Raw genomic sequence first — 13,328 nt, 5'->3', positions numbered from 1 at the left:
GAATGTCGCCCATTTTCTTTACAGAGCAGCATAGCAAATTATGAGTGTACGTTTAGTGTTAGCCAAAGGGCGCGAGAAATCTCTGCTGCGCCGCCACCCCTGGGTCTTTTCCGGCGCCGTCGCGCGTCTTGAAGGCAAAGCCTCTGCCGGTGAAACGGTCGATATCGTCGACCATCAGGGTAAATGGCTGGCGCGCGGCGCCTTGTCCCCGGCTTCGCAGATCCGCGCCCGCGTCTGGACGTTCGATCGCGACGAAACTATCGATATCGCCTTCTTTACCCGTCGCCTTCAGCAGGCGCAGCAGTGGCGCGACTGGCTGGCGGAGCGCGATGGTCTCGACAGCTATCGCCTGATTGCCGGCGAATCGGACGGCATGCCAGGCGTCACTATTGACCGTTTTGGCAACTTCCTGGTGCTGCAGTTGCTTTCCGCCGGCGCCGAATATCAACGCCCGGCGCTGGTTTCCGCGCTGCAGGCGCTCTATCCTCAGTGTTCAATTTACGATCGCTCCGATGTGGCGGTACGTAAAAAAGAGGGGCTGGAATTAGCGCAAGGCCCGGTCAGCGGCGACCTGCCGCCAGCGCTGTTGCCGATTGAGGAGCATGGCATGAAGTTGCTGGTGGACATCCAGCGCGGACACAAGACGGGGTATTATCTTGACCAGCGCGACAGCCGCTTTGCGACCCGCCGCTACGTGGCCGATAAGCGCGTGCTGAACTGTTTCTCTTATACCGGCGGCTTTGCGGTGTCCGCGCTAATGGGCGGCTGCAGCCAGGTAATAAGCGTAGATACTTCGCAAGAGGCGCTGGATGTCGCCCGGCAAAACGTTGAACTGAATGGCCTTGACCTCAGCAAAGCGGAGTTCCAGCGTGACGATGTTTTCAAACTGCTGCGCAAATATCGCGACCAGGGCGAGAAATTCGACGTTATTGTTATGGACCCGCCTAAGTTTGTGGAAAACAAGAGCCAGCTGATGGGCGCCTGCCGCGGCTATAAAGATATTAATATGCTGGCTATTCAACTGCTTAACCCGGGTGGCGTGCTGCTGACTTTCTCTTGCTCAGGCCTGATGACCACCGATTTATTTCAGAAAATCATCGCCGATGCCGCAACAGATGCTGGTCGTGATGTACAATTTATAGAGCAGTTCCGTCAGGCCGCTGACCATCCCGTGTTGGCGAGCTACCCGGAAGGGCTTTATCTGAAAGGGTTTGCCTGTCGCGTCATGTAACTTGAAAGAGAAAAAGTTGCCCGCATATCTGTGCGGAGTAACGTTTTCCGGGAGGGGACTATGATAGCCAGCAAATTCGGTATCGGTCAGCAGGTCCGTCATTCTCTGCTGGGTTATCTCGGGGTAGTGGTGGATATTGATCCTGAATACTCTCTTGATGAACCCACAGCGGATGAACTGGCCGTTAACGCCGACCTTCGCGCCGCCCCCTGGTACCATGTGGTAATGGAAGATGATGACGGCCAGCCCGTTCATACTTATCTTGCCGAAGCCCAGTTAAGCAGCGAAACTCAGGCTGAACATCCCGAGCAGCCTTCGCTGGATGAACTGGCGCGAACCATACGCCAGCAGCTTCAGGCGCCGCGATTGCGCAACTAAGTAAAAACCCGGCAAAGCCGGGTTTTTTGTTATTTCGCCAGCCCCAGACGGGGAATTTCAATCGCCGGGCAGCGGTCCATCACGACATTAAGCCCGGCGTCGCGCGCCAGCACCGCCGCCTGTTCGTTAATCACGCCAAGCTGGAGCCAGAGGGTTTTCGCCCCTATCGCTATCGCCTCTTGCGCAACCCCCCATGCTGCTTCCGAATTACGGAATACGTCCACCATATCGACCTTTTCCGGGATCTCCGCCAGCGTGCCGTAGCCTTGCTGGCCCAGCAGCGTCTTGCCCGCCACTTTCGGCGAAACCGGGATGACGTGATAACCCTGGTCAAGCAGGTAGGCCATGACGCGATAGCTTGGACGGTCGGGTTTGTCGCTCGCCCCCACCAGCGCGATGGTCTGGGTGTTTTTCAAAATACCTGCAATATCAGCCTCTTTCATATTCCCCTCCCCCTCGGATAATAGAGCAAGTGTATGCCAAAGACGCCCTTCTCTCCATCATTCCCATACGGATGCATGAGGGCTTTTTCTCTTCAGGCTGTATAGGTTATGAAGCGTTATTTCTGTAAAAATTTGACACATCTTAAGGCAACAAAGGCACGGGTATGAACAGGAGTTAACCATGAGATTTGGCCTGATCGCGGCATTCCTTTTTACGGTGTGGATACCGGCTTCAGGCTATGCCACCACGCTTCACCTTTCAGGCGATGTGGATCTGCTGGTACTGGACGGCAAGAAAGTCTCAGGCTCGCTTTTGCGAGGCGCCGACAGCCTTGAACTGGATAACGGGCCGCACCAGCTGGTGTTTCGCCTGGAAAAAACGGTGCATACCTCTTCTCATGAACAGCGACTGTGGATTTCTCCCGCTCTGATTGTCAGTTTCGATACGCGCGACGTAAGCCAGGTTAACTTTAGCCTGCCGCGAATTGAAACCGAACGGGAGAGCCAGCGTTTTGATACAGCGCCGCAGCTGCAACTTCTGGACGGCTCGGCTAATGATATCCCCATTAAGCTTGATGTTCTGCCGGTTACCGATTCCGCTAACGGGCTCAATTATGAACGTGATGTCCGCCGTTATAACCGCTCCGGTAAAGCCGCCGCCATGCCGCGCTTCGTCAGTATGGTTGCGGACGACAGTACGCTGCTTTCAGGCGTCTCTGAGCTTGACGCGCCGGTTTCGCATTCGCAAACGCTGACCGAGCAGCGCCTGAAATACTGGTATCAGCAGGCGGACGCGACCACCCGCTCCCGCTTTATGGAGTGGGCGAAACAGCAACCCTCCTCCTGATTTCCTCATATAGCAGCGGCTTTTTGCTGCGCTTCGCTTGCAGCCCTGGCCACTTTCAGTAAGCTGTAGCCATTCTTACTTTCTGGAAACTGCTATGGAATTAACCACACGCACTATTGCCGCCGAGAAGCACATTGCGCTGGTGGCGCACGATCACTGTAAATCGACGCTGATGAAGTGGGTTGAGCAACACAAAGCGATCCTCGAACATCACACGCTCTATGCGACAGGCACTACCGGCAACCTTATCCAGCGCGCTACCGCGCTTAATGTGAACGCCATGTTGAGCGGCCCGATGGGCGGCGACCAGCAGGTCGGGGCCATGATTTCCGAAGGGAAAATCGACGTACTGATTTTCTTCTGGGACCCGCTTAACGCCGTACCGCACGACCCGGACGTCAAAGCGCTGCTGCGGCTGGCCACCGTCTGGAATATCCCGGTCGCCACTAACGTCTCTACGGCCGATTTTATTATTCAGTCGCCCGACTTTCGCAATAGCGTGGCGATCCAGATTCCGGATTACGCGCGCTACCTCGCCGAGCGCCTGAAATAAATTACGGTTTTCGCGCCATCGGTACGCCGAGCTGATGCAATTCGTCGACGAAACAAGATGGCGCCTCTTTATCATAAAGCAGCCAGACGCGATGACGCGCCCGGGTTAACGCAACATAAAGCAGGCGCCGCTCCTCGGCATCAGGGAAATCTTCCGGCTGCGGCAACAACGCCTGTTCCATGACTGATTCGCGCGCAGGCGCCGGGAACCCCTCTCGCCCTTCCTGCAAACCAACGATAATCACGTAATCCGCCTGTTGGCCTTTGCTGGCGTGAATCGTCATAAACTCAAGCGGCAGCTTAGGCCAGCGCGTCGCCGCTTTATCCAGCTCCGCCGGGCGCAGATGGTGATAGCGCGCCAGCACCAGCACCCGCTCGTGCGGTTTCACAAAACCGCTCAGCTTATCCAGCAGCGCTTCGAGCATATTTTGCGCCAGTAGCGTTACCGCTTTTTTATCTCCCGGGGTCAGGCTGTTCAGTGGTTTCGCCAGTTGATGTGGGTTTTGCTGCACAAAACGATTGGCGATTTCGCCAATACGCTGGTTGAAGCGATAGGTGGTGTCGAGAGCGCAATTGTCCCCTTCGCCAAAATGATGAGCGAAAGATGTCGTCAGCAGCAACTCCGCTCCGCTGAAGCGGTAAATAGCCTGCCAGTCATCGCCTACGGCGAAAAGCGAGGTGCCGGAATTTTGACGACGCAACGCCGCCAGCAGCGCCGCACGCTGGGGAGAGATATCCTGAAACTCATCCACCAGGATGTGCTTCCATGGGCTAATAAAGCGGCCTTTCTCCAGCACGTTGATAGCCTGATGAACCAGCCCTGAGAAGTCGACTGCGCCCTCGGCTTTCAGCGCGGCTTTCCACGCCTTTAGCAGTGGCGCCATCAGTTTTACGCGCTTCTGGAAGCCATCGCGCACCGCTTCGTCGGCATCTGCGATCATTTCCGCCTGCGAGCCGCCATGCATACGCATTAACCCAAGCCAACGATCAAGCCTGCCCGCGAGCCGCCTTGCGAGACGATCGTCCTGCCAGAAATCGCCCTCCGGCAGTTCCCACTCCAGCTCCTCTTCAAGCCATAGCCGCCAGCCTTTCGCCTGCGCTTTTTTCTGCTGGCACTGCTCACGCCAGGCGTCAATCAACAGCGCATGACGCGCTTCAGCGTCATTCTCAAGCTCGCTGACCTTTGGCGCTTTTTTACTCCCCTGCTGAATAATGTGCAACGCCAGCGCGTGGAAGGTACGGGCGCTAATCTCTTCGGTATGCAGCCGCTCCCGGATGCGCTCATCCATCTCCTGCGCCGCTTTACGCCCGAACGCCAGCAGCAAAATCTGCTCAGGCAGCGCTTCGCCGCGCGCCATCAGCCAGCCTGCCCGGGCCACCAGCACCGAAGTTTTACCGCTGCCAGCGCCTGCCAGCACAAGCAGCGACGTTTCGCCATTCACTACCGCGCGCGCCTGTGAAGGGTTAAGCGGCGCGCTTTCGACGCTTGCGAAGAAATCAGCGTATTTTTCAAGCATCTTTTCCGTATAAGACTGGTTATGCGCCAGCCGCGCGGCGTCTATATTTGTTAACCAGGCCTGGCACTGACGCCAGAGATCGCGGCAGTTATCGAACTCTTCCAGACGCGACAGCGGCAATGGCAAAGCGCTAAAAGCGTCGCGAATGCGTTGTTGCACGCCTTCCAGTTCCTTGCGCCGCAGCCATTTTTCTTCACCCGTCTGCGCTGCGATGCGCGTAAGCTCTGCCTGAAGCACGCCCGCCGCCACTTCGCTCATCTCGTCGCTCCACTGTTGCCAGAGCGCTTGTAAATGATGATAAAAGCGCTGCGTATCGCTCCACTCGGTGCCATGCAATCGCACCACTTTATTGTCCGGCAATACGAACTCCAGCTCGCCCCATACCAGACCGCGCTTGCAGTTAATGGCTAATAGCTGGTTAAAAGGCAGCAAGTATTCATGCCGATCGCCGGAAACTTTGACCCCTGCGGAGAGAATTTCCACCCGATCGTAAGGGTGCTGAGCGAGACGTTTTCCCAGAGAAGTTGCTTTCAGTTCCATGAGGCTGCCAGAGAGACTTTTAGAGTGCATGCAGTTTACCCTCCGCGGATATGACGCTCCAGACCCAAAACGCGTTACAATTGCTGTGGTTATTGATTTTCTTTCGGCACGCACACAGAGGTCCTATGCGTACTGTTCTTAATATTCTTAATTTTGTATTGGGTGGTTTTCTCACAACGCTCTCCTGGCTGCTGGCGACGGTGGTAAGCATGGTGCTGGTTATTACGCTGCCGCTTACTCGCTCCTGTTGGGAAATAACCAAGCTGTCGCTGGTGCCTTACGGTAATGAAGCGATTCATGTGGATGAACTGCGTCCGGAGGGTAAAAGCGCCGTGCTGAATGCAGGTGGTACGCTGCTGAACGTTGTCTGGCTGGTGCTGTTTGGCTGGTGGCTCTGCCTGCTGCATATCACGACCGGCATCGCCCAGTGCCTTACGGTGATTGGCATTCCGGTGGGCATTGCGAATTTCAAAATTGCCGCCATTGCGCTCTGGCCGGTCGGGCGTCGCGTGGTTTCCGTAGAAACGGCTCAGGCGGCCCGTGAAACTAACGCTTATCGCCATTTTCAGTCGAAGTAAGGATCGGTTGCCATTATGTTGAGCCCCCTGCTTCGCCGCTATACCTGGAATAGCGTCTGGCTTTATAACATGCGCATCTTTATTGCGCTTAGCGGTACGGCGGCCCTGCCGTGGTGGCTGGGCGAGGTTAAGCTGACGATTCCGCTAACGCTTGGCGTGGTGGCCGCTGCGCTCACCGATCTCGACGATCGGCTGACCGGTCGCTTGCGCAATTTGATTATTACGCTGATTAGCTTTTTTATCGCCTCCGCTTCAGTGGAACTGCTTTTTCCCTGGCCATGGCTGTTCGCGTTGGGGCTAACGCTCTCTACCAGTGGTTTTATTTTGCTGGGGGGCCTTGGTCAACGCTACGCCACTATCGCTTTTGGGGCACTGCTTACCGCCGTTTATACCATGCTCGGCGTTTCGCTTTATGAGCACTGGTACCAACAGCCGCTGCTGCTGTTGGCCGGAGCAGTCTGGTATAACCTGTTAACGCTGGCAGGCCATCTGATTTTCCCTATCCGTCCCCTGCAGGATAACCTTGCGCGTTGCTATGAACAGCTGGCGCACTATCTGGATATCAAATCCCGCTTCTTTGATCCGGATATTGAAAATGAAAGCCAGGTGCCGATGCTTGACCTCGCCATGGCGAATAGCCAGCTTGTGGGTACGCTGAACCAGACCAAAGCCTCGCTGCTTACCCGCCTGCGAGGCGATCGCGGACAACGTGGAACGCGCCGCACGCTTCATTACTATTTTGCGGCGCAGGATATCCACGAACGGGCCAGCTCATCTCATATTCAGTATCAGGCGCTGCGTGATAAGTTTCGTTACAGCGATATCATGTTTCGCTTCCAGCGTTTGCTTTCAATGCAGTCCCGCGCCTGCCAGCAACTGGCGCAATCCATTCTGTTGCGTACCCATTATCAGCACGACGTTCGCTTTGAGCGGGCTTTTACTCATCTGGAGGCAGCGCTTGACCGCGTCCAGGCGTCCGGGACTTCTGCCGCTGAAATGAAGGCGCTGGGTTTTCTTCTCACTAACCTCAGGGCTATCGATGCGCAACTTGCCTCTATTGAATCGGAGCAGTGGCTGGAAACACCTGGTAGCGAGAATGAAAACCGTCTGGCGGATGACAGTCTGCACGGGTTCAGCGATATTCGCGAACGCCTGAGCCGCAACCTTACGCCGGAATCGGCGCTGTTTCGACACGCAGTGCGTATGTCTGTTGTGCTCTGCGTGGGTTACGCCTTTATTCAACTGACCGGTCTGCACCATGGCTACTGGATCCTCCTTACCAGTCTGTTTGTTTGCCAGCCCAACTACAACGCCACCCGGCACCGTCTGGCATTACGCGTCATCGGTACGTTGATTGGCGTCGCCCTGGGCCTGCCCATTCTCTATTTTGTGCCTTCGCTTGAAGGACAATTAGTGCTGATTGTGGTGACAGGGGTGCTGTTTTTTGTTTTCCGCACCGTGCAATACGCTCATGCCACCATGTTTATTACGCTGCTGGTGCTGCTCTGTTTTAACCTGCTCGGTGAGGGATTCGAGGTCGCGCTTCCGCGTATTGTAGATACATTGATCGGCTGCGCTATCGCCTGGGCGGCAGTGACGTTTATCTGGCCTGACTGGCGCTTCCGCCGTCTCCCGCTGGTGCTGGAGCGCGCCCTGAATGCTAACTGCCGTTACCTGGACGCCATTCTTGAACAATATCACCAGGGACGTGACAACCGCCTGGAATACCGTATCGCACGCCGTGATGCGCACAACCGCGATGCTGAACTGGCTTCGGTGGTATCAAACATGTCGAGCGAACCGAAAGCGACTCCTGAACTCCGGGATGCCGCGTTTCGTTTACTCTGTCTGAACCATACCTTTACCAGTTATATTTCAGCCCTCGGGGCGCATCGTGAGAAGCTTGAACGGACGGAAGTCCTGACCCTGATTGATGATGCCGTTTGCTATGTGGATGATGCGCTGCACCATCAGCCTGCCGATGAAGTAAAAGTCCAGCACGCGCTTAATGACCTGGCGCAGCGCATCAATCAGATTGAACCCCGTCCAGACAGCAAAGAACCGCTGGTATTGCAGCAAATAGGTCTGCTTATTTCACTGCTGCCGGAAATAAGCCGACTTCAGCAGCAGATACCTCAGGAGTGAAGCGGTTTCGAGTAACGCTGAAACCACTCGTTAAGTTCCCGGCGAATATCCGCCGGGAGCGCCGCTTCATGCGTTTCGGATAGGGCGCCTTCAAGCGCATACAGTATTTTCAGTCCCAGGTTCTTATTAATTTTCCGTAGCCTTAACCAGCTCTCTTTAGCTCCGCAGGCGCGCAGCATTTCAACGTTTTTGATGCCAGCCTCCCACAGCAGCGTTTCCATTTGCAGCGTGAGATTAGGTAAATCCTTCAATCGCCTCTCTGTCTCTCGCTGCGCCCGTTCATGCTGTGCTCCTACAAGAGAAATCCAGGCTTGTTCTCGCAGTTGGATGGGGTTATTCCATAACGTGTCCCCGACAAGATAATAATTTAATGCTATTGAACGGCCGCGACGCGTGAATGTCAGCTGTTCAGCATTGCGCATCCAGCTTTGTTCTGCACAAAGGACACTCATTCTTAGGTAAAAGCCCCCATCGGCTACCATGCCAAACATGGTGTTTTCGATCGATAAGCCATAGCCGCCAAACAAGGCACGGCTGCGGATCTGGCCCAGAGATGAAAGCGCACGCTGTACGTTACAGATAGTATCTTTAGAAATTTTATTCATGATTATCCCTTTCATATCAAACACTAATGAAAAAATTCCCTCTTAGTTCTTCCGCTAACTGGAACATATGCAACTTATCTCTCTTCGGCAATCCTAAAGTCACCATTACATTCGATTGCAAATCAAAATTGCGAGGCGCTTTCAGAAATTTAGGTTGATCTTTGTCCCTTCCGGCAGTACTGTATATGCATACAGTAACCTGCGGAGCTGGATCTCTTATGTACTTTTCTCAACATCAACATCGCGCAGTAAATGGTCGCCAGATGGCTGCTAACACGGCAAACACAACGGCAGACGTAGAAATGAAAGGGTTGATAAGTGAAGTGATGTATCGAGAAGACCAGCCGTGGATGACACAACTGGTTTTATTGCCGCTGCTTCAGCAGTTAGGCCAGCAGTCTCGCTGGCAGTTGTGGCTGACGCCGCAACAGCGCCTGAGCCGTCAGTGGGTTCAGGCATCGGGTTTGCCTTTAACAAAAGTAATGCAGGTCAGCCAGATGGATCCCCATTTGACGATTAGTTCGATGATTCGCGCGCTCGAAACGGGAAACTATAGCGTGGTGATAGGCTGGCTATCACGCGATCTTAGCGATGATGAATATCGCCGCCTGACAGAAGCGGCGGAAAAGGGAAACGCAATGGGCTTTCTGATGCGCCCTACCCTGGCGACTCACGAGGGTCATCGACCTCGCTCAGGGTTAAAAATTCACTCAAGTTTGTATCATTAAGTTAATTTAAGACTAATCTTAGCATCATTTTTTGCCCCTTACAGAGGCCTTGCCAGGTCATTAGCATGAAGCGAAATTAGCGGGCTGGACGGGTTTTAGCCGTGTTTTCAACGGCTAAATAAGTTCCTAAAATGTTAAAAAATGTGTTCGCAAGCGCTTTTTTTCATGTGTCTGACGGAGTTCACACTTGTAAGTTTTCAACTACGTTGTAGACTTTACCTCGCCAGGGTTGCTCTCATAAACCGAAAATATCGGTAGAGTTACATATTGAGCAATAACCCCGGTGAAGGATTTAACCGTGAACTTTTCGATCTGTTCATGGCCTGCACCGAAAGATAACACCTGGTATGCGGGTGGTAAGCTGGGTTGGTCCCAGTTCCACGATACCGGTTGGTATAACAGCTCCCTGAACAACGACGGCCCGACTCATGAGAGCCAGCTCGGTGCAGGTGCGTTCGGTGGTTACCAGGTTAACCCGTACGTTGGTTTCGAAATGGGTTACGACTGGCTGGGCCGTATGCCGTACAAAGGCGACACCATCAACGGCGCATTCAAAGCTCAGGGCGTACAGCTGACCGCGAAACTGGGTTACCCGGTAGCTGATAACCTGGACGTATACACTCGTCTGGGCGGCATGGTATGGCGCGCTGACTCCAGCAACAGCATTGCTGGCGACGACCACGACACCGGCGTTTCTCCGGTCTTCGCTGGCGGCGTAGAATGGGCGATGACCCGCGATATCGCTACCCGTCTGGAATACCAGTGGGTTAACAACATCGGCGACGGCAACACCGTTGGCGTTCGTCCGGACAACGGCATGCTGAGCGTAGGTGTTTCCTACCGTTTCGGCCAGCAGGAAGAAGCTGCTCCGGTAGTTGCTCCGGCTCCGGCTCCGGCTCCGGAAGTACAGACCAAACACTTCACCCTGAAGTCTGACGTTCTGTTCAACTTCAACAAATCTACTCTGAAACCGGAAGGTCAGCAGGCGCTGGATCAGCTGTACAGCCAGCTGAGCAACCTGGATCCGAAAGACGGTTCTGTAGTGGTTCTGGGCTTCACCGACCGTATCGGTTCTGACGCTTACAACCAGGGTCTGTCCGAGAAACGTGCTCAGTCTGTTGTTGACTACCTGATCTCTAAAGGTATCCCGTCCAACAAGATCTCCGCACGTGGTATGGGCGAATCCAACCCGGTTACCGGCAACACCTGTGACAACGTGAAAGCGCGTGCAGCTCTGATCGACTGCCTGGCGCCAGATCGTCGCGTTGAAATCGAAGTTAAAGGTATCAAAGACGTTGTAACTCAGCCGCAGGCTTAAGTTATACGTTAAAAAAACCCCGCTCCGGCGGGGTTTTTTATTATCAGCACTCGGCTTTTTTTAATCTTCCGATTTCTTACCTAACAACGCCTGTAAGTCTTGCTTCAGATTCGACATCTGACTTTCATATTTTTCTTTGCGTTCTGCATCTTCAATTAGCTGTACGATGGTTTCAGAAAGCGTAATGCCGCGACGCTGCGCAAGGCCTGCCAGACGTTGCCAGACCATAAACTCCAGATCGATTGATTTCTTACGGGTGTGCTGATGTTCGGCATTAAAATGACGCTTACGGCGTGCGCGTATAGTCTGCTTCATTCGGTTAAGCAGCGCCGGATTAATATGTTCATCTATCCAGCCAAGGACGCGCACAGGGTCGTTTTCCATCGCCAGTAAAAGGTTTACCGCTTCTTGAGCCGCGCTGGCTTCCTGGTAACGAGTGATAAGTTCCCCTTCCCGGTGTTTCTTTACCAGGTATTTCCACTTCCAGCCGCTTTCAAGATTTTCCAGTTGTTGATATTTCATTGCGATCTCAGGGTGACCGTGTAACTTGTTTCAGGATAACAGTTTTTCTTCGTTTCGCTGAAATGAATTGAACTACCGTGAACCTGTCACCGTTTATGGTGAGGCAGTGGGGGATTAACCGTGTGCAGGCGGAGCCATTGCGGTATAATCGCGCTTTTGACCATCAACCCAAAAAAGTAAACTTTGACCATAAATCGACTTTCATGGCGTGCGCTGGTTCCTGATACTGAACAATATCAGACACTATTTGCACAGCCCTTATCCGACACGGAAAATACACTGGAATTCGACACCCTACAGTCTCGTCTCTGTTATGGCCTGTCGCAACTCTGTCATCCTCGTTCTGCTTCTTCTTTTATGCTGGTTAAAGCGCCGGAAGAGCATGATTACCTTAAAATTATCGCCGCTGCGGCACGTAGTCAGTTTACCTTGCCGGAACAGCACTTTGGCGGTCATTATCAGATTGAAAGCAATAAGATTGCCTTTCTGCCAGCCAATAACCAGACAGGTGACTTTTGTACCACCGGCGAAGTGATAACTGCCGATTGGGTCGAAACCGAACAGCTGTTTGGTTGCGTCCGCCTGTTTAATGGCGAGATTACGCTGGAACCGGGGCTTGTCCATAAGGCGAACGGCGGCATTCTGGTTATTTCGCTTAAGACTCTGCTGTTACAGCCCCTTCTCTGGCTTCGTCTTAAGCAGATAGTCACCCACTCGCGCTTTGACTGGCTCTCGCCGGATGAGACACGCCCGTTGCCTGTTTCAGTGCCTTCGCTGCCGCTGCAGTTAAAAGTCATTCTGGTAGGCGAGCGCGACTCCCTTGCTGATTTTCAGGAGATGGAGCCCGAACTCGCCTCTCTGGCCGTTTATAGCGAGTTCGAAGAGAACCTGCAACTTACTGATGAAGAGTGCATGGCGAACTGGTGTCAATGGGTGCGCAGCGTAGCGCACGACGCCGCTCTTCCTTCGCCAGCGCCTGATGCATGGGAAGCGCTTATCCGTGAAGCGGTTCGCTATACAGGCGATCAGGAGACGTTGCCGCTCTGTCCTCTATGGCTTACCCGTCAATTGAAAGAAGTTGCGCCCTATTGCGAAGGCGACCAATTCTCCGGCGATGAGATGGTGCAAATGCTTGAGCAACGCGCCTGGCGTGAAGGCTTCCTGCCGGAGCGTATGCAGGATGAGCTCCTGCTTGAGCAAATTCTGGTTGAAACGGAAGGCGAGCGGGTTGGTCAGATTAACGCGCTCCGGGGAATTTATTGATGTGGAGCGCAAGGCGGAGCTTGGCGGCAACATCCACGCCAAGGGTATGATGATCATGCAGGCGTTTTTAATGGCGGAGCTGCAGCTTGAACAGCAAATGCCCTTCTCCGCCTCTTTGACCTTCGAACAGTCCTACAATGAAGTAGATGGCGACAGTGCCTCTATGGCTGAACTCTGTGCGCTGATAAGCGCGCTGGCGGACGTTCCGTTACATCAGCATATCGCGATTACCGGCTCGGTAGATCAGTTTGGTCGCGCGCAGCCTGTTGGCGGGTTAAATGAAAAGATTGAAGGTTTCTTTAATCTGTGCCAGCAGCGTGGGCTTACCGGCAAGCAGGGCGCTATTATTCCGCTTGCCAACGTACGTCACCTTTGCCTCAACAGTGAAGTGCTGGAAGCGGTCAAGAACGAGCAATTTTCGCTATGGGCTATTGATGATGTTACTGATGCGCTGCCGCTGCTTACCACCCTGCCGTGGGACGGTGAAGGTAAGACGACATTAATACAGACGATTCAGGAGCGGATTGCTCAGGCTACACAACTGGAAGCACGCCACCGTTTTCCGTGGCCGCTGCGCTGGTTAGGCTGGTTCAGCCGTAACTGATCGGACTTGTTCAGCGTACACATGTTAGCTAACCTGCGTCCCTCACTAAAATAAGGC

The 13,328-nt window shown here is 53.9% G+C and carries 12 protein-coding genes and 1 pseudogene; 9 read left to right on the top strand and 4 right to left on the bottom strand.

The window, feature by feature from the left end; translation table 11 throughout:
• Window positions 1-40: 40 nt before the first annotated feature.
• Entirely contained in the window at window positions 41-1,231 is a 1,191-nt protein-coding gene (rlmI, locus tag IEX01_RS03570; RefSeq protein ID WP_024560848.1) for a 23S rRNA (cytosine(1962)-C(5))-methyltransferase RlmI, read from the top strand.
• 60 nt (window positions 1,232-1,291) lie between these two features.
• Entirely contained in the window at window positions 1,292-1,609 is a 318-nt protein-coding gene (gene hspQ / locus IEX01_RS03565; protein ID WP_024556952.1) for a heat shock protein HspQ, read from the top strand.
• A gap of 29 nt (window positions 1,610-1,638) precedes the next feature.
• Here the strand turns inward: hspQ and IEX01_RS03560 are convergent, their stop codons facing one another.
• Window positions 1,639-2,052, bottom strand: coding sequence for a CoA-binding protein (locus tag IEX01_RS03560; protein WP_024556953.1), 414 nt, complete (start codon window positions 2,050-2,052; stop codon window positions 1,639-1,641).
• Between the two features lie 181 nt (window positions 2,053-2,233).
• Between IEX01_RS03560 and csgI the strand changes: the two genes are divergently transcribed.
• Together csgI and mgsA are read left to right on the top strand one after the other, a co-directional pair.
• On the top strand, window positions 2,234-2,899 hold the full coding sequence (gene csgI / locus IEX01_RS03555; RefSeq protein WP_048888427.1) for a curli synthesis inhibitor: 666 nt from the start codon (window positions 2,234-2,236) through the stop codon (window positions 2,897-2,899).
• Between the two features lie 94 nt (window positions 2,900-2,993).
• A complete protein-coding gene (gene mgsA / locus IEX01_RS03550; protein WP_188723270.1) occupies window positions 2,994-3,452 on the top strand; it encodes a methylglyoxal synthase in 459 nt (152 codons plus the stop codon).
• A 1-nt stretch (window position 3,453) separates the two neighbouring features.
• Here mgsA and helD read toward each other — a convergent pair whose 3' ends face one another.
• Window positions 3,454-5,508: a DNA helicase IV gene (gene helD, locus IEX01_RS03545; protein ID WP_188723269.1), complete on the bottom strand. Its 2,055-nt coding sequence runs from the start codon at window positions 5,506-5,508 to the stop codon at window positions 3,454-3,456.
• A gap of 125 nt (window positions 5,509-5,633) precedes the next feature.
• Here helD and IEX01_RS03540 point away from each other — a divergent pair, with 125 nt between their 5' ends.
• Together IEX01_RS03540 and yccS are read left to right on the top strand one after the other, a co-directional pair.
• A complete protein-coding gene (locus tag IEX01_RS03540) occupies window positions 5,634-6,086 on the top strand; it encodes a YccF domain-containing protein (protein WP_024556957.1) in 453 nt (150 codons plus the stop codon).
• Between the two features lie 12 nt (window positions 6,087-6,098).
• A complete protein-coding gene (yccS, locus tag IEX01_RS03535) occupies window positions 6,099-8,231 on the top strand; it encodes a YccS family putative transporter (protein WP_024556958.1) in 2,133 nt (710 codons plus the stop codon).
• Here yccS and IEX01_RS03530 read toward each other — a convergent pair.
• On the bottom strand, window positions 8,222-8,836 hold the full coding sequence (locus IEX01_RS03530) for a TfoX/Sxy family DNA transformation protein (RefSeq protein WP_024556959.1): 615 nt from the start codon (window positions 8,834-8,836) through the stop codon (window positions 8,222-8,224). The genes yccS and IEX01_RS03530 overlap by 10 nt on opposite strands.
• 218 nt (window positions 8,837-9,054) lie before the next feature.
• Between IEX01_RS03530 and sulA the strand changes: the two genes are divergently transcribed.
• Window positions 9,055-9,564, top strand: coding sequence for an SOS-induced cell division inhibitor SulA (sulA, locus tag IEX01_RS03525; protein WP_024556960.1), 510 nt, complete (start codon window positions 9,055-9,057; stop codon window positions 9,562-9,564).
• Between the two features lie 298 nt (window positions 9,565-9,862).
• Window positions 9,863-10,882: a porin OmpA gene (ompA, locus tag IEX01_RS03520; protein ID WP_373289641.1), complete on the top strand. Its 1,020-nt coding sequence runs from the start codon at window positions 9,863-9,865 to the stop codon at window positions 10,880-10,882.
• Window positions 10,883-10,942: 60 nt separating this feature from the next.
• Here the strand turns inward: ompA and matP are convergent, their stop codons facing one another.
• Window positions 10,943-11,404 carry a macrodomain Ter protein MatP gene (gene matP, locus IEX01_RS03515; protein WP_024556962.1) on the bottom strand — a complete coding sequence of 154 codons (462 nt, stop codon included), beginning with the start codon at window positions 11,402-11,404 and terminating at the stop codon, window positions 10,943-10,945.
• 183 nt (window positions 11,405-11,587) lie between these two features.
• Here matP and IEX01_RS03510 point away from each other — a divergent pair.
• A pseudogene (locus tag IEX01_RS03510) lies at window positions 11,588-13,271 on the top strand (AAA family ATPase).
• The last annotated feature ends 57 nt before the right edge of the window (window positions 13,272-13,328 follow it).

Origin of the sequence: Franconibacter daqui (assembly GCF_014644275.1) — a bacterium.
GTDB lineage: Bacteria > Pseudomonadota > Gammaproteobacteria > Enterobacterales > Enterobacteriaceae > Franconibacter > Franconibacter pulveris.
This window is presented reverse-complemented; position numbering and strand designations above follow the sequence as displayed.

What these genes read in the sequence shown, in the direction of transcription:
- IEX01_RS03530 (WP_024556959.1), bottom strand. Translation starts at nt 8,836, where the DNA reads ATGAATAAAATTTCTAAAGATACTATCTGTAACGTACAGCGTGCGCTT.
- IEX01_RS03560 (WP_024556953.1), bottom strand. Translation starts at nt 2,052, where the DNA reads ATGAAAGAGGCTGATATTGCAGGTATTTTGAAAAACACCCAGACCATC.
- sulA (WP_024556960.1), top strand. Translation starts at nt 9,055, where the DNA reads ATGTACTTTTCTCAACATCAACATCGCGCAGTAAATGGTCGCCAGATG.
- matP (WP_024556962.1), bottom strand. Translation starts at nt 11,404, where the DNA reads ATGAAATATCAACAACTGGAAAATCTTGAAAGCGGCTGGAAGTGGAAA.
- hspQ (WP_024556952.1), top strand. Translation starts at nt 1,292, where the DNA reads ATGATAGCCAGCAAATTCGGTATCGGTCAGCAGGTCCGTCATTCTCTG.
- csgI (WP_048888427.1), top strand. Translation starts at nt 2,234, where the DNA reads ATGAGATTTGGCCTGATCGCGGCATTCCTTTTTACGGTGTGGATACCG.
- helD (WP_188723269.1), bottom strand. Translation starts at nt 5,508, where the DNA reads ATGGAACTGAAAGCAACTTCTCTGGGAAAACGTCTCGCTCAGCACCCT.
- mgsA (WP_188723270.1), top strand. Translation starts at nt 2,994, where the DNA reads ATGGAATTAACCACACGCACTATTGCCGCCGAGAAGCACATTGCGCTG.
- IEX01_RS03540 (WP_024556957.1), top strand. Translation starts at nt 5,634, where the DNA reads ATGCGTACTGTTCTTAATATTCTTAATTTTGTATTGGGTGGTTTTCTC.
- rlmI (WP_024560848.1), top strand. Translation starts at nt 41, where the DNA reads ATGAGTGTACGTTTAGTGTTAGCCAAAGGGCGCGAGAAATCTCTGCTG.